Annotated in this window: 11 protein-coding genes; 8 read left to right on the top strand and 3 right to left on the bottom strand. The window is 32.4% G+C overall.

Going from position 1 to position 16,650, the window contains the following annotated elements; all coding sequences use genetic code 11:
* Positions 1 to 3 precede the first annotated feature (3 nt).
* A complete protein-coding gene (locus MHM83_RS01235; protein ID WP_239178173.1) occupies positions 4 to 2,820 on the bottom strand; it encodes a TonB-dependent receptor in 2,817 nt (938 codons plus the stop codon).
* A 134-nt stretch (positions 2,821 to 2,954) separates the two neighbouring features.
* Positions 2,955 to 5,285 (bottom strand): TonB-dependent receptor, encoded by a 2,331-nt coding sequence (locus MHM83_RS16140; protein WP_255724748.1) that lies wholly within the window; start codon positions 5,283 to 5,285, stop codon positions 2,955 to 2,957.
* A 133-nt stretch (positions 5,286 to 5,418) separates the two neighbouring features.
* Between MHM83_RS16140 and MHM83_RS01215 the strand changes: the two genes are divergently transcribed.
* From MHM83_RS01215 to MHM83_RS01180, 8 genes are all read left to right on the top strand, one after another.
* Entirely contained in the window at positions 5,419 to 6,078 is a 660-nt protein-coding gene (locus MHM83_RS01215) for a metal-dependent transcriptional regulator (protein ID WP_239178172.1), read from the top strand.
* Between the two features lie 26 nt (positions 6,079 to 6,104).
* Positions 6,105 to 6,941: a ZIP family metal transporter gene (locus MHM83_RS01210; protein ID WP_073182202.1), complete on the top strand. Its 837-nt coding sequence runs from the start codon at positions 6,105 to 6,107 to the stop codon at positions 6,939 to 6,941.
* A gap of 89 nt (positions 6,942 to 7,030) precedes the next feature.
* Positions 7,031 to 10,159 carry a UvrD-helicase domain-containing protein gene (locus MHM83_RS01205; RefSeq protein WP_159610924.1) on the top strand — a complete coding sequence of 1,043 codons (3,129 nt, stop codon included), beginning with the start codon at positions 7,031 to 7,033 and terminating at the stop codon, positions 10,157 to 10,159.
* A gap of 46 nt (positions 10,160 to 10,205) precedes the next feature.
* Positions 10,206 to 11,399, top strand: coding sequence for a glycine C-acetyltransferase (kbl, locus tag MHM83_RS01200; protein WP_047790681.1), 1,194 nt, complete (start codon positions 10,206 to 10,208; stop codon positions 11,397 to 11,399).
* A gap of 119 nt (positions 11,400 to 11,518) precedes the next feature.
* Positions 11,519 to 12,874, top strand: a complete 1,356-nt coding sequence (locus MHM83_RS01195) for an OmpA family protein (protein WP_047790680.1) — start codon at positions 11,519 to 11,521, stop codon at positions 12,872 to 12,874.
* 170 nt (positions 12,875 to 13,044) lie between these two features.
* A complete protein-coding gene (gene atpD, locus MHM83_RS01190; protein WP_047790679.1) occupies positions 13,045 to 14,556 on the top strand; it encodes a F0F1 ATP synthase subunit beta in 1,512 nt (503 codons plus the stop codon).
* A 43-nt stretch (positions 14,557 to 14,599) separates the two neighbouring features.
* Positions 14,600 to 14,893: a F0F1 ATP synthase subunit epsilon gene (locus MHM83_RS01185; RefSeq protein ID WP_047790678.1), complete on the top strand. Its 294-nt coding sequence runs from the start codon at positions 14,600 to 14,602 to the stop codon at positions 14,891 to 14,893.
* A 102-nt stretch (positions 14,894 to 14,995) separates the two neighbouring features.
* The gene (locus MHM83_RS01180) at positions 14,996 to 15,277 is read left to right on the top strand and encodes a Sec-independent protein translocase subunit TatA/TatB (RefSeq protein ID WP_047790677.1); all 282 of its coding nucleotides are present in this window, start codon (positions 14,996 to 14,998) and stop codon (positions 15,275 to 15,277) included.
* 502 nt (positions 15,278 to 15,779) lie between these two features.
* Here MHM83_RS01180 and MHM83_RS01175 read toward each other — a convergent pair.
* Positions 15,780 to 16,649 carry a cupin-like domain-containing protein gene (locus MHM83_RS01175; RefSeq protein WP_239178171.1) on the bottom strand — a complete coding sequence of 290 codons (870 nt, stop codon included), beginning with the start codon at positions 16,647 to 16,649 and terminating at the stop codon, positions 15,780 to 15,782.
* Between the last annotated feature and the right edge of the window lies 1 nt (position 16,650).

The raw sequence follows: 16,650 nt of genomic DNA, 5'->3' as shown, positions 1-16,650 counted from the left end.
TTGTTAAAATTTGTATTTAAGTCCTAAGCTTATATTAGTTCCTCTTTTGTATTCAGATAGAGTTACGTCTCCAATTGAAGTATTTTCTCTAACTCTTTTTATAGATGGGTCTAGTAAGTTTTTAGCCTTTAAGTCAACTTCCCAGTTTTCACCGAATTTGTTTTTCCAAACAAAATCCACTGTAGGCACTCCTTTTTCAATGATATTCCCTAATTCACCAGCTCCTAAAGCATGAATTCTATCTGAGAAGTAAGAAAACACTAATGATGTGATAGGCTTGTAGTTTTTAAACTGAGTTGGAGTGTAGTTTAAGTTAGCATTAACTAAGAAAGGAGAGGCTCCTTGTAGTTCATCACTATCTCTGTTAAATGTTGTAGCGTATCCTGATACTCCTTTAATTTCTTTTTTTAAGTCCTGATCAGTATGCATATAAGTAAAGTTAACACCTGCAGACATTACAGTATCATCATCTTCGTCTTTAACTAAGTTTTTACGCATTTCAATTTCAATACCCGCTACAGTAGCCTTATCTCCAGTTCTGAAGTAACGTTGGTTACCAGCGGCACTATTTGCAATTACTAAGTTTACTGGGTCGTTGATTTGTTTACCGAAAGCTCCGATAGATAATAATTCATCTCTTGAAATAAACCATTCGTATTTTAAATCTAAGTTGAAGATTTTTGAAAATGAAGGGTTATCTAATAAATCTGGATTACCTCCAATTCTTTGTCCAATTCCTTCGTAAATAAAAGGAGCAACTTCTTTAAATTCTGGTACAGATACAGTTTGACTGAAATTGAAACGTAAGTTTTGATCTTCGTTTACAGCATATTTTATGTTTAAGCTAGGTAAGAAAAATGTTTCTGATGCATTTCTAAAACCAGGGTCATTAGGGTTAATGTTGATTACGTCGTAGGTAACTTCTTGGTTGAATGACTCTATTCTAATACCAGGAACAAACACCCATTTTTCACCAGACTTAATTTCTCCTGAAACATATCCTGCATGTATTTTTAATGTACCATTGTAAGTGTTTTCATATAAACCAGGTAAACTAGCGATGTTGCTGTTTTCAAAACCAGGTAACTTTCTGAAAACATCTAGTTTAAATATTTTTCCTGTTTGGTTTTTAAAAATTTGAGCATTATTAATATTGAAAATACTGTTAAAATTATTTACATCAGAAACTTCATATTTTGAATCTAAAATATCATAACCATACCTAATATTATTAAAGTCTCTTTCTTTAATTCTACCATTATAACCAAAATTTAAAGTTAGGTTGTCAGTAGCTTGGTAAGCTAAATTAACTCGACTGTTTAATTCTTCATCAATAATTTTTTGGAAATAACGTTGGTTGTCAAATGAGTTATTTGTATAAAATATGGCATTTGTATTAGGATCGTTATCTAAAGTATTTTGAAAATTTTCTAAGCTTATTCTCTTTCTATCTGGTTCATGAGCAAATACATTGTTATAACCAATTCCCCAGCTTACTTTTAATTTATTATCCTCAAAATTATGCTCTCCAGTTAATTGGTTAACAAATACTAAATCCTGGTTGTATTGAACGTTCATTTGATAAAAACCTTCATCAGTATTATTTAAAGCATCTCTGTTTTTACCTAATCCTTTAAAACCATAGTAACCTACCTCGTCACCAGAGTTATTTAAAAATAAAGATGTAAACTTAACTTTGTTGCTATCATCAATTCTATATAGAGCACTTAACATTGCGGTTGTTGAAGTAGAGTACTCATATTCTTTTGCGTTAGGGTATTCTTTCTTAAATACGTTTGTAAAGTCTACAACAGGTCCTTCTCTGTATTCAAAAGCTCTGCTAAATGATGCTGTACCGAAAAGACTTAACCTACTACCATTTTCAAAATCGAATGATTTACCAGTGTTTAAACCAATAGAGTTATTAATTGGACTTCCTGCGTTTACAGGGTCAACTCCATGAGAAAGAACTATAGCATATGGGTTGTGTTTAAAGCGATTGTAGTAACCAAAATTTCCTGTCCCTTCACTTTTTCTGAAGTCTTCTCCCATAGCTCTAGAATTAACACCAGAACCAATACTTACTTCTACAAAACCATTTCCTCTATATTCTTTAGAAGAGATGTCAATATTACCAGCAGCAAAGTCTCCGTAAAAGTTTGATGAATACGCTTTGCTAATTGATACATTTTGAATTATATCAGAAGGGAATAAATTTAGGTCTATATTTTTCTTGGCAATATCATTAGAAGGTAATGAAAGACCGTTCATAGTCGTGTTTAAATATCTATCACCTAAACCACGTACATATACATTACTTGATCCTTCCTGTTTAGAAACACCAGATATTTTTGAGACAGCACCTGCAGCATCAGAGATACCCTTAGAAGAAAGCTCTTCTGCTCCGATACTTTCTTTAATAACTGTTGCCTTTTTTTGTTCTAATAATAAAGCACTTGCTTTATCCTTACTCGTAGAAGCTTTAATTTCAACTTCATCTAACGCAACCCCTTCATTTGCGCCTAATTCTTGATTAACTGTTGTTGTTTCATTTGCTTTTACTAATATTGGTTTTTCAATTGTTTGATAACCAACAAAACTAAAAACAATAGTTTGGTTTCCTGCAGGTACACTAAGGGTGTACTTACCGTCCATATCGGTTGTCCCCCCGATTGAAGTTCCCTTAATAAAGACATTAGCAAAAGGTAATGCTTCACCACTCATCTCTTTATCTGTTACAGTTCCTGTTACAGTACCTTTATTTTGCGAAAAAGCAAAGTTGCAAAGGCTTAAAAGAGTAATAATTATTATTTTTTTCATTCTAACTAACTTGTGTTCTTAAATACCCTGCAAAAGTGATGTGGTATTGTAAACCTAATGTTAGTTAGAAATTACTATTCTATTATTAGAATGTTTCTTAAATGTTAACTCAAAAGCAATATGTTATCTTAATATTAATTACTAGAGATTTTTATACCAAAAACAAAGGTTCTCGGTGTAGCTGGACCGTAAATGAAATTACTGTCACGCTCTTTACCTATATCAAACTTTGACTGGTATTCATCAAAAATATTTTTGATTCCAGTAGTAAATTCTAGGTTCGTGTTTAGTTTTTCTAAATTAAATGTATAGCTAGCGTTAACCCCTAAATTAAAAAAAGAAGGAGAACTAAAGTATTCGTCTTCTGTTAAATTTTTGGGAGAAGCTAAATGTAGTACTTCCATACTTCCAGTATATACTAAATTTAGAGCTGTTTTAAATTTTTGGTTTGGAGTATAAGTCGCAGTAGCATATCCGTAAGTGTTTGGTGTACGTAAAAATTCTTTTTTTAAGGGTAGTTCGTCTGAGTTGTTTACAGCTGAGTTGTATTTACTAGATTGGTAGGTGAACCCAGCATCTAGCTGTAGAATTCCATCGTAGTTTAATCGTGTTTCTAAAGTAATTCCTTTTACTACGGCACCATCACCATTTCTTTTTTCAAAAACTTCACCAAACTCATCTTCTCCAATAGACTCTAAATAAAAAGCATCTTTTAAGTTAGTGTAAAAACTCTCAAAAGTAAATCCGTAAATATAATTTTCAGTAGGCTTGTCGTAGTTGAATGAAAGTGTGTAGCTGTTAGAGCGTTCTCTTTTTAAATCATCTGCTAATAATACTCGAGAAATTCCACCACCAGCAAAAGCTATGTGTAAATCGGTGTCAAAAGCTTGTGGAGCTCTAAAACCAGTTCCCCAAGTTCCTCTAATTTGTGTGTTTTCAAAAGGCTTGTATAGTAAAGATACTCGTGGACTAGCTACGTTGTTTACAATAGTTTTTTCTGTTCCGTCTTGCTTTAAAGCGTTTAATTTATGGTTGTCGTAACGAATACCTGTTAGTAAATTTAATTGCTTGTTGATTTCCCAATCGCTTTGAAAAAAGAATCCGAAGTTTTGTGTTAATTGATCTACTTTGTACTCGTATGCTTCTATAACATCAAAAACATCATCTTGTACAAATTCACCACCTAAAGTCAGTACATTATTTCCACCTAAAAATTTCTCTAATTTATGATTGAATTGTAAACCTCCTTGAAAAGTCGTTGTCGTAGAGTTACCATATGGTGGTTTAGCTAAATGTTCTGTGTCTTCAGGAGTGTTTGTGTCAGGGCGAATTCCTGTGTAGTGTTCTCTATCGGTATATTGTGTAGCTAAATAGGAAATTATAGAGCTTTTGTCATCATTAAAATTAATTTGATAATCAATATTTCCTACATAAACATCATGCACACGTTCTTCTGATTGTAGCGCAAAATGAGGAGCTTTATCTACCATTTCACCACCATAACGATATTCATTCATTTTACTAAAGTTAACCTCTATTTTTTGATTATCTGTTGGAAGGAAGAATAAATTAGTTCCAAAGGAATTATTTTTCAATTCAGGTAATTCAGAAAAATTATCACCATTAGCATCATACAGGTCTCTTTTTCTATTATTGATAAAAAACGAAGCACCAGCATTTCTGTCTTCATTTACTATTGTAGCATTTCCAGCAATTATGTGATCTGAAACTCCTTTAATATTTTGATAAGTATAACCAATGCTGTAATTATTTTTCTTCGGAATTTTTGTAATTACATTTACAGTTCCTCCTATGGCACTTGAACCATATAAGGCAGAGCCACCACCGCGGACTACTTCTATACGTTCAATCATATTAGTAGGTACTTGCTCTAGACCATATAACCCAGTTAACGGACTAAAAATAGGACGACCATTAATTAAAATTTGTGAATACCCGCCAGCTAAACCATTCATACGAAGTTGGGTATAGTTACAAGTTTGGCAATCTGTTTCTACACGTAAACCAGTTTGGAATTTTAACCCTTCAGATAAGTTACAAGCTTGTACATCTGATAAGGTTTGACTATTGATAACATTAACTATAACTGGGCTGTTAGTTCTGCGTTTATCAGTACGTGTTCCAGTAACAGTAACTTGATCTAGAATTTCTGCAGTTTCAGTCAGTATGAAATTTACAGTTTTCTCTTCGTTAGAGTTTATTGTAATAGTCTTTCTTTCTGATAAAAAACCAATAGATGAAGCAACTAAAACAAATTTGTTTTTAGCTGTTTTTAATGTGTAGTTTCCAGATTCATCTGTAGTTGTTCCGTTTTCTGTTCCCTTTATAAATACATTAGCGAAAGGTATAGTTTCTCCTGAAGATGAAGTGACTTTCCCTTTAATTGTTTGTCCGCTTACAATAGTTGATAATAATATAATTACTAAGGTAATATGATTTTTCATGTTGAAAATAGTTTACTGTTAAACAGTTTTTGAAATTAAATATTTTTGCAAATATAAATTAATTTTTAGTCTTGGCTAAAAATATGTTTAATTAAATCAAAAACTATATATTTGCATACCTAAAAAAAATATAATGTTTAGTCAATCTGAAGAAAACTATATAAAAACAATGTATCATTTAGCTGCTGATTACAAAAAAGGAATTAGCACGAATGCGATTGCAAAGAAGTTAGATACAAAAGCTTCTTCAGTAACTGATATGGTTAAAAAATTATCAGAAAAAAACGTAGTTAGCTATAAAAAATACCAAGGAGTAACATTAACTGATTTTGGAAAGAAAATAGCAGTAAATATTGTTCGTAAACATAGGTTATGGGAAGTTTTCTTGGTAGATAAGCTTAATTTTTCTTGGGATGAAGTGCATGAAGTAGCAGAACAGTTAGAGCATATTAAATCTCCAAAATTAATTAACGAATTAGATGCTTTTTTAGATTATCCAAAAAGAGATCCGCATGGAGACCCTATTCCAGACAAAGAAGGAAACTTGCAAATAATAGAAAAAAGTTTGTTGTCTACTTTAAAGAAAAATGAAATAGGTGTTTGCGTTGGTGTTGATGATAGTTCTTCAGAGTTTTTACGATTTTTAGATAAGCAAGAAATAGCATTAGGGAAACAAATAAAAGTGGTAGAAAAAGAGCCTTTTGATGGTTCTTTAGTCATAGAAATGGATGGGAAAACTCTTACAGTATCTAATAAAATAGCAAGCAATCTATATATTCAAAAACCACGTTAAGCAAATAATAAGAAATAATTTTATAAATGGATTTATTTAATCAACTAGTAAGTTTTGGTAAAGAACACCCAATTCAAGCAGCATTGTATGCCTCGTTATTTACTTGGGGCTTAACTGCTTTAGGAGCAAGTTTAGTATTCTTTTTTAAAAAAATGAATAGAGCTGTTTTAGATGGAATGCTTGGTTTTACAGGAGGAGTAATGGTGGCAGCAAGTTTTTGGAGTTTGCTATCACCTGCAATTGATAACAGTCCGGGTGAAGGATTTGTAAAAGTACTTCCTTCGGCAATAGGGTTTGCTCTGGGGGCTTTGGCGCTTTTTGGAATGGATAAATGGTTGCCACATTTGCATATTAATTTTAAAGAAGACGAAGTTGAAGGAGTTAAAACAAATTGGCATAAAACAACTTTGTTGGTTTTGGCAATTACCTTACACAATATTCCAGAAGGTTTGGCAGTAGGAGTGTTGTTTGGAGCAGCTTCAACCATGGTTGGGGTAGAGCAAACCGAAATGATAATTGCTGCTATTTCGCTAGCTATTGGTATTGGAATTCAAAATTTCCCAGAAGGATTTGCAGTTGCAATGCCATTAAGAAGACAAGGCGTAAGTCGTTTTAAAAGTTTTTGGTACGGACAATTATCAGCTATCGTTGAGCCTATGGCAGCAGTTCTAGGTGCAGTAGCGGTATCTTTTTTTACGCCAATTTTACCTTATGCATTAGCATTTGCTGCAGGAGCGATGATTTTTGTAGTAGTTGAAGAAGTAATTCCTGAAACCCAACGAGATAAATATACTGATATTGCTACCTTAGGTTTTATTGGTGGGTTTATAGTAATGATGTCGTTAGATGTTGGTTTAGGATAGAAAAAACCTCGTATGAAACATAAAAGTACAATTCCCGCAAAAGCGGGAATCTTTTTTTGGTTAAATTGCTTACCTAATTATATTTTACTTTGTTAGAAAACCCGTCAACTTTTCAAGTATACAATGCCTCTGCTGGTAGTGGTAAAACTTTTACATTAGTAAAAGAATACCTCAAGGTGTTACTCCAATCTGAAGATATTTTTCGCTTTCAAAAAATATTAGCAATTACGTTTACCAACAAGGCGGCTGGTGAAATGAAAGAGCGTGTATTAAATAACTTACAAGCTTTTGCAGAAGGAGAAGCAAATGACTTACTAGAAATTATAATAGAAGAAACTTCACTTGATAGAAGTGTTGTAAAAGACCGAAGTAAAAAAATATTAAATGAAATTCTTCGAAATTATTCTGCTTTTTCAATTACTACGATTGATAGTTTTACACATAAAATTATTAAGAGTTTTGCTTATGATTTAGGGCTACCACTTAATTTTGAAGTGGAAATGGATGCTGTTTCTTTGCTAAATGAAGCAGTAGATGTACTGATTTCAAAAATAGGAAGTGATGAAGCGTTGACTAAATTACTTATTGATTTTTCTCTAGATAAAGCAGATGATGATAAATCATGGGATATCTCTCGTGAATTAAATGAGTTTGCTAAAATTTTGTTGAATGAAGATGATACCAAGCATTTTAAAAACCTAGCTGATAACGAACTTGCCGATTTTACTAATCTAAAAACAAAGTTGTCAAAACATCAAACGCAAATAAAAAAACGTTGGAAAGAAATTGGAGAAGAAGCTTTGCAAGCTATTCAATCAGTACAGCTAGATCATAAAGATTTTTACCGATCAATGTTGCCAAATCATTTTGTAGCACTGTCTAAAAATCCTGAAAAAGCAAAGTTTTTTGATCAAAGTAAATTAAGGGAACGAATTGAGGAGGGTAACTTTTATTCAAAATCAAAATCAGAGGATATAAAATCTGCAATTGAGGGGGTTTTGCCAAAGTTATTGAGTTTGTACACTGAATCGGAAAAGTTATATCAACAGTTTTCAATGAATAAGCTAGCGTTGAAAAGTATTATTCCATTAGCAGTTTTAAACAATATCAATCAAGAATTAACACACTTAAAAGAAGAAAATAATTTACGATTGAATGCAGAGTTCAATCATTTAATTTCTGAAAACATCAAAGACCAACCTGCTCCGTTTATTTACGAGCGAATCGGGCAACGATTTATGCATTATTTTATTGATGAAATGCAAGATACATCAACCTTACAATGGCAAAATTTAATACCGTTAATAGATAATGCGCTAGCACAAGAAAATAGTAATTTGTTGTTGGTAGGTGATGGAAAACAAGCAATTTATCGTTGGCGTGGAGGTAAATCAGAACAATTTATAGGATTGGGTTCAGAAAAAGATAATCCGTTTCAAATTTCTAAAGAAGTAAGGACTTTAGAAACTAATTTTAGAAGTTATGCTGAGGTGATTAATTTTAATAATCAGTTCTTTCAACATACAGCAAATTTTCTTCAAAACGAATCATATAAACAATTATTTATTGAAGGAAATAAACAATTAACAACTGCTAAAAAAGGGGGATATGTCTCGCTTTCTTTTTTAAGGAAAGAAGAAAATAAAGAAGAGGAAGGAATTAAGTATCCAAAGAAAGTTTTAGAGCTTGTTAAAAATTTAGAAGCTGACTTTACGCTGAATGAGATTTGTATTTTAGTTCGTAAAAAGAAAGATGGAATTGCAGTAGCAAATTACTTATCTGAAAACGGAATTGATATAGTTTCCTCGGAAACATTACTGTTAGAAAATAGTTCTAAAGTCAATTTTATAGTAAATGTTTTGCAAGTAATTCAGCATCCAAATGATAAGGAAACCTGTCTGGAAATGCTTTATTTTTTGCAAGAACATTTAAAAGTAGCTAAAGATAAGCACTTGTTTATCGATAGTTTAATACATCAACCAAATGAAAAACTCTTTTTAGAGTTAAAAGAATATGGAACATCTTTTGATTTATCTACATTTCATCAGTTACCTTTTTACGAGAAAATAGAGGAAATTATTAGAAGTTTTCAGCTAATAGCTTCATCAGATGCCTATGTGCAATTCTTTTTAGATGTGGTTTTAGAACAACAACGAAAAGGAACAAGTATTCAAGAATTTTTAGATTATTGGTCGGAAAAAAAAGATAAGCTGAGCATTGTAGCTCCTGAGAGTGGAAATGCGGTACAGGTTATGACAATTCATAAATCAAAAGGTTTAGAATTTCCAGTAGTTATTTTTCCATACGATTTGGACATTTACCGACAAGTAAATCCTAAGGTTTGGTTAAATGAATTACCAGAGAATTACGACAAGTTTAAAGAATTACTCGTTCCTTTTAATAAAGAGTTGAATTATGTGAATGATAGAGGTTTTGAGATTTATGAACAACAAAGAGAAGAGCTGGAATTAGATAATTTCAATTTATTATATGTAGCACTCACTAGGGCTGTTGAGCAATTATATATTGTAACAGAAAATAAAATTTCATCCAAAGGAGAAGAAAATACGAATTTTTACTCGGGAGTATTTATTAACTACCTAAAAAAGGTAGGTGAATGGAATGATGAAGTTTTGGAGTATTCCTTTGGAAATAAAGAAAGGGTAAGTATTTTAAAAGAGAAAGCATCAGGAGTTCAAATACAAGAGTGCTTTATATCTACACCTTGGAAAGAACATAATATACATATGCTGGCAAGTGCATCAAAATTATGGGATACAGAACAAGGAAAAGCTATTGAGTTTGGTAATTTGGTTCATGAAATGATGGCAGAAATAAAGACGAAAGAAGATGTTGAGAAAGTGGTTTATCGTTATGAACAGCAAGGAGTATTGCCACGAGAAAAATCATCTGAAGTAATAAAAAATATACAACAAATAGCAAATCACTCTGAGTTAAAAGAATATTTTTCTGAAGAAGTTGTAGTGTTTAACGAGAGAGAAATTGTAGATATTGATGGGCAAATAGTAATTCCAGATAGGTTAGTTTTTTATTCGAAAGACGAAGTCGTGATTATAGATTACAAAACAGGGAAGCCCTCTAAAGCATATCATCAGCAATTATTGCGATATGGAAGAGTATTACAAGCATTGAATTTTAAGGTGTTGAAAAAACTACTTGTATATATTGACGAAGAAATTTTGGTTGAAGAAGTTTAACAACTAACTTTGACCCATTATAGCAAACAACTTTCAAACATAAATTATGTACGGAAAAATAAAAGAACAATTACAACAAGAAATTCAGGATATAAAAGATGCTGGATTATATAAGTCAGAACGAATTATTACTTCATCACAAGACGCAGTGATAAAAATATCTACAGGAGAAGAAGTGATTAACTTTTGTGCTAATAACTACTTAGGGTTGTCAAATCATCCAGAAGTAATTCAAGCAGCAAAAGACACAATGGATACGCATGGTTTTGGAATGTCATCCGTACGTTTTATTTGTGGAACGCAAGATATTCACAAGCGACTAGAAAAAAAGATTGCTGATTTTTATACTACTGAGGACACTATTTTATATGCAGCAGCTTTTGATGCCAATGGAGGTGTTTTCGAGCCATTATTAACCAAAGAAGATGCTATTATTTCTGATAGTTTAAACCATGCATCTATTATTGATGGAGTGCGTTTGTGTAAGGCAGCACGTTATCGTTATGATAATAACGATATGGCATCATTAGAAGAGCAATTAATTGAGGCAAATAAGCAAGGACATCGTTTTAAAATTATTGTAACTGATGGAGTTTTTTCTATGGACGGAATCGTAGCGAAGTTAGATGAAATTTGTGATTTAGCAGATAAGTACGATGCTATGGTAATGGTAGATGAATGTCATGCAGCTGGGTTTATTGGAAAAACAGGTAGAGGAACTGTAGAGTTAAAAAATGTAATGGATCGTGTTGATATTGTTACAGGAACCTTAGGGAAAGCACTTGGTGGAGCCATGGGAGGATATACCACAGGAAAGAAAGAAATTATAGAAATTTTACGCCAACGTTCACGTCCATATTTATTTTCAAACTCATTAGCACCTGCTATTGTAGGAGCATCTTTAAAAGTATTTGATTTATTAGCTAATGATACTACATTGCGTGATAAACTAGAGTGGAATACTAACTATTTCCGTACTGAAATGGAAAAAGCAGGGTTTGATTTAGTAGGAGCTGATGCTGCAATTGTTCCAGTTATGTTGTACGATGCTAAATTATCACAAGTAATGGCAAATAGGTTGTTAGAAGAAGGCATTTATGTCATTGGCTTCTTTTATCCAGTAGTTCCAAAAGAACAAGCAAGAATTAGAGTACAGTTGTCTGCAGCTCATGATAAAGACCATCTAGACAAGGCTATAAAAGCATTTGTAAAGGTTGGGAAAGAGCTGAAAGTGATATAAATTAGTCCTTCAAAAACTTGTATTTATTGTAAGTTTTTGTAGATTTGTTTTTGTAAATAAGTTTGAACAACTTACATTTGCGTAATATATAAACGAACTTTTAATTTAAATTTTTAATAATGAAACAATTAAAATTAGCTGTGATGGCTTTATTTGCGTTTGCTGCTGTAAACGTTAGCGCACAGGATTCAGACAACCCTTGGGCGGTTGGTTTCGGAGTTAACGCAGTAGACGTTAGGATTCCTACGAAATTTGGAGATTATGCTAAAGATTACATCGGTACTAGTGACTGGAATATCTTACCATCAATTTCAAGAGTAACTGTTGATAGATACTTAAACGATGGGTTTACATTACAATTAGCAGGATCATTAAATAAAATTGAAACTTTCCGTGAGGAGGATGATATGGATGAGCTTTACTGGGCTATCGATGCTAACGTAAAGTATGACTTAAACAACTTATTCGGTGAAACAGGATGGTTCGATCCTTATGTATATGTTGGTGGAGGTTATACTTCTTTAGCTGACGAAGGAGAAGGAATGTTAAATGCTGGTTTAGGATTTAATACTTGGTTTAACGATAACTTAGGGTTAAACTTCCAATCTGGAGGGAAAAAAGAATTTGCTGATAAGGTGCAAGATCACTTCCAACACTCTATTGGTTTAGTATTTAAATTCGGAGGAAAAGATACTGACGGAGATGGTGTATATGACAAGGATGATGCATGTCCAGAAGTTGCTGGATTAAAAGAATTCAACGGGTGTCCTGATACTGACGGAGACGGAATTAAAGATTCTGACGATGCATGTCCAGAAGTTGCTGGTTTAGCTGCTTTAAATGGTTGTCCTGATGCTGATGGAGATGGTATCGCTGATAAAGATGATGCTTGTCCAACTGAAAAAGGAACTAAAGCTAACAACGGATGTCCAGATGCTGATGGAGACGGTGTTGTAGACGGAAAAGATAAGTGTCCAAATACTGCTGGTCCAGCTGCAAACAATGGTTGTCCTTGGCCAGATACTGATGGAGACGGAGTATTAGACAAAGACGATAAATGTCCAAATGAAGCAGGTGTAGCATCTAACAACGGATGTCCTGAAGTAGTAATTAAGGAAGAAGCTGTTAAGAAATTAAACGAGTTTGCAAGAGCTATCTATTTTAATTCAGGAAAAACTTCTTTTAGAACTGGTACTACTGGTAAATTAGATTTAATCGCAGGAATTATGAAGGAGTACCCAAAAGCTAACTTTAGCATTCAAGGTCACACTGATAGTTCAGGGTCAAACAAGTTAAACCAAAGATTATCAGAAAAAAGAGCTAAGGCTGTTTTAGATTACTTAATCACTAAAGGTGGAATTGATTCAAAAAGATTAACTTCTGCAGGTTTTGGTGAAGATTATCCAATCGCTGATAACAAAACAAGAGCTGGTAGAGCTGAAAACAGACGTGTTGAGATTAAATTAGTAAAGTAATTTAATTACAATCACAATATCAATAAAAGCCTCACAAATGTGAGGCTTTTTTTTATGTAAAAATACTTACGAAAGGTTTTTTAAATTCCACTAAAAAAATTACCTTTGCACCTTGAAAAAATGAGTTAAAACTCATATAGTAAATAAAATAACTTTAATTACATATAGTAATGTCTACAATAACAGGTAAAGTTTCTCAAATTATTGGTCCAGTAATCGATGTTGAGTTTAATACAGAAAATGCTGAATTACCAAAGATCTATGACTCGTTAGAAATTAAAAAAGCAGACGGTTCAACTTTAGTTTTAGAAGTTCAACAACACATTGGTGAAGATACAGTTCGTACCATTTCTATGGATGCAACTGATGGTTTACAAAGGGGGCAAGAAGTAATTGCTACAGGTAACCCAATTCAAATGCCAATAGGTAATGATATCTACGGTCGTTTATTTAATGTAACAGGAGATGCAATTGATGGATTAGGAGATTTACCTAAAGAAGGTGAAGCTGGTTTACCGATTCACCGTCAAGCACCAAAATTTGAAGAATTATCAACTTCTACCGAAGTACTATTTACAGGGATTAAAGTAATTGATTTAATTGAACCTTATGCAAAAGGAGGTAAAATTGGATTATTTGGAGGAGCAGGAGTAGGAAAAACAGTTTTAATTCAGGAGTTAATTAACAATATTGCAAAAGGACACGGAGGTTTATCTGTATTTGCAGGTGTAGGTGAAAGAACTCGTGAAGGTAATGATTTATTACGTGAAATGTTAGAGTCTGGAATTATCAAATATGGTGATGATTTTATGCACTCTATGGAAGATGGAGGATGGGATTTATCTAAAGTTGATAAACCAGGAATGAGAGATTCTAAAGCAACTTTCGTATTCGGTCAGATGAATGAGCCACCAGGAGCACGTGCTCGTGTAGCTTTATCTGGATTAACAATTGCTGAGTATTTCCGTGACGGAGCTGGTGAAGCACAAGGGAAAGATGTATTATTTTTCGTAGATAATATTTTCCGTTTTACACAAGCAGGTTCAGAGGTGTCGGCTTTATTAGGACGTATGCCATCAGCGGTAGGATATCAACCAACATTAGCAACAGAGATGGGAGCAATGCAAGAGCGTATTACTTCTACTAAGAAAGGATCTATTACATCTGTACAAGCGGTTTATGTACCTGCGGATGATTTAACGGATCCAGCACCAGCAACAACGTTTGCTCACTTAGATGCTACTACAGTATTATCTCGTAAAATTGCTGAGTTAGGTATTTATCCAGCGGTAGACCCATTAGATTCTACATCAAGAATTTTAACTGCTGATGTTTTAGGAGATGAGCACTATAACTGTGCACAAAGAGTAAAAGAAATACTACAACGTTATAAAGAATTACAAGATATTATTGCAATCTTAGGTATGGAAGAATTATCTGAAGAAGATAAGTTGGTAGTTCATAGAGCACGTCGTGTACAGCGTTTCTTATCTCAACCATTCCACGTAGCTGAGCAATTCACAGGAATTCCAGGTGTATTAGTAGATATTAAAGACACTATTAAGGGATTCAACATGATTATGGATGGTGAATTAGATAAATATCCTGAAGCAGCATTCAACTTAAAAGGATCAATTCAAGAAGCAATTGATGCTGGAGAAAAAATGTTAGCAGAAGCATAATTAATTGCTTTAAGCAAAAGCTTAAAGCCTAAAGCATTAAAATATGTATTTAGAAATTGTAACACCAGAAGCTATCTTATTTTCATCAGAAGTTGATTCTGTAGCAGTTCCGGGTATAAATGGAGAGTTCCAAATATTAGATAACCACGCACCAGTAGTATCTATTTTAAGTCAAGGTAAAATTAAAGTGCACGTCCATACTCAAGAGCACCTAGTTTTTGATGATTTACATGGAAGTATAGAAAGACTACCAGAAGATGATAAGATTTTAATTATGAAAATAAAATCTGGTACTATTGAAATGAAAGATAATAAAGTAATTATTTTAGCAGACTAAAAAAATACTTTTATCATTATACAATTAAAAGCAACCAAGTTTTGGTTGCTTTTTTTTAATTCAAAAAAATATAAGAAGCTTAAATTAATTATCTTTGCAGTAATGAATGGAATATTTTTATTTATTGGTGGACCTGAGATTTTTGTAATCTTATTAATAGTGGTTATGTTATTTGGTGCAGATAAAATTCCTGAAATAGCCAGAGGGTTAGGAAAGGGTATGCGTCAAATTAAAGACGCTACGAATGATATAAAAAGAGAGATTAATGACAGTGCCAAAAAACAAGGTATAGATACAGACTTTGTTAAAGATATAAATAGAGAAGTAAACGAAGTAAAAGATAATATTGACGATTTTACAGGGCCAATAAAAAGAAGTCGTTAAAACTGCTTTATAGCCCTTTTAAAGGGTTATTTAAATAGGCATAATGGTTAGTTAACTTACTTAGTTTAGTTCCACAGCGTATAATACGTTAAACATTGTTTTTAGTGTTTTATTAACAGCTTAGATTTTCTTATTACTACATCATTTGTGAAAAATGAGAGCTTATTCCTTTAAGGCTCTCTTTAAGTTTTTTTAATTAAGTTTTGGGATGACAAAATATCAAGGTGTGTTTAACCAAATAACATCCAATACAATAAAAAACACAATAACATTCAATTTGGAACTATTTAAATACGAGTAAGTATAAAAAGATGTAGTGAAGCTATTAAGCCCTCTTGATGTCTATGTTTCTATTTTTTTAAGTAAGTTTTATGATTTTTACTAAAAATATCATTTTTAGAGTATTTAAGCTGTAGAAATAACTCTTCAATAAATTTTTTGTAAAACTAAATTGATATATATAGATAAACGCATGTAAAAGTTTACATAGTTTATAAGAGATTTATACAATCTTATTAGCTTTATTTGTTCTAATTATAGCTTGCTCATTTTTCCAATCAATCCATTTTTGTCCTTTAATACGGCGCATAATATTATCTATAGTACGCATAACAAAAACATTATAAATAGCTTTTCCTAAGTTTTTAGGATTACGAGCAATAGCACGTAAACTCATTGAAAAACCAGGTGTTACATAACGCATATAATGCCAATATCCTTCAGGCATATACAAAACGTTCCCGTGCTCAAGTTCTGTAACATGTCCTTTGGCATTTTTAAGCGCAGGCCATTTTTCAAAATCTGGTTCGTTAAAATCAATATCTTCACGGGTTATTAATGAGTGAGGAATCTTATACAGGAATTTATTTTGCTTTTGATCAAACAAAATACATTTCTTTTTTCCTTCAAAATGAAAGTGAAAGATATTGGCTAAATCAATATCATAATGCATGAATGTATACGAATCACGCCCACCAAAAAACAGCATTGGTAAGCCTTTCATTAAACGTAAACCAAAATCAGGAAAGGTAAAATCTTTTTGTAACTGAGGTACTTCCTTTAAAATATTCCATAAGAAAATTCTAAACTTAGTAGGTTCGCGTTTTAGTAAATCTACATATTCACTCATTTTCATTGTTGCGTGAGGTTCATTAAAACCATCTTTATAATCTACAGGCCTGTCATCATATAACGGAACAGTCTTATCTCCTGCTATCTGCTTCATATAATCTAAAGACCATTTATTATAAGCTGGCCAATCTTCAATAAAACGCTCAATAACCACAGGTTTTTGAGGCTTGAAGTAATTTTTAATAAAGTCTTCTTTAGTAATGGTTTCTACTCTGTCTATTTGTTGCAACTGTAATCCCATA

The sequence above is a fragment of the Tenacibaculum sp. Mcav3-52 genome, from assembly GCF_022347665.1.
Classification (GTDB): domain Bacteria; phylum Bacteroidota; class Bacteroidia; order Flavobacteriales; family Flavobacteriaceae; genus Polaribacter; species Polaribacter mesophilus.
This window is presented reverse-complemented; position numbering and strand designations above follow the sequence as displayed.

Coding starts and splice junctions, on each gene's coding strand:
- MHM83_RS01235 (WP_239178173.1), bottom strand. CDS start 2,820: ATGAAAAAAATAATAATTATTACTCTTTTAAGCCTTTGCAACTTTGCT.
- MHM83_RS16140 (WP_255724748.1), bottom strand. CDS start 5,285: ATGAAAAATCATATTACCTTAGTAATTATATTATTATCAACTATTGTA.
- MHM83_RS01215 (WP_239178172.1), top strand. CDS start 5,419: ATGTTTAGTCAATCTGAAGAAAACTATATAAAAACAATGTATCATTTA.
- MHM83_RS01210 (WP_073182202.1), top strand. CDS start 6,105: ATGGATTTATTTAATCAACTAGTAAGTTTTGGTAAAGAACACCCAATT.
- kbl (WP_047790681.1), top strand. CDS start 10,206: ATGTACGGAAAAATAAAAGAACAATTACAACAAGAAATTCAGGATATA.
- MHM83_RS01195 (WP_047790680.1), top strand. CDS start 11,519: ATGAAACAATTAAAATTAGCTGTGATGGCTTTATTTGCGTTTGCTGCT.
- atpD (WP_047790679.1), top strand. CDS start 13,045: ATGTCTACAATAACAGGTAAAGTTTCTCAAATTATTGGTCCAGTAATC.
- MHM83_RS01185 (WP_047790678.1), top strand. CDS start 14,600: ATGTATTTAGAAATTGTAACACCAGAAGCTATCTTATTTTCATCAGAA.
- MHM83_RS01180 (WP_047790677.1), top strand. CDS start 14,996: ATGAATGGAATATTTTTATTTATTGGTGGACCTGAGATTTTTGTAATC.
- MHM83_RS01175 (WP_239178171.1), bottom strand. CDS start 16,649: ATGGGATTACAGTTGCAACAAATAGACAGAGTAGAAACCATTACTAAA.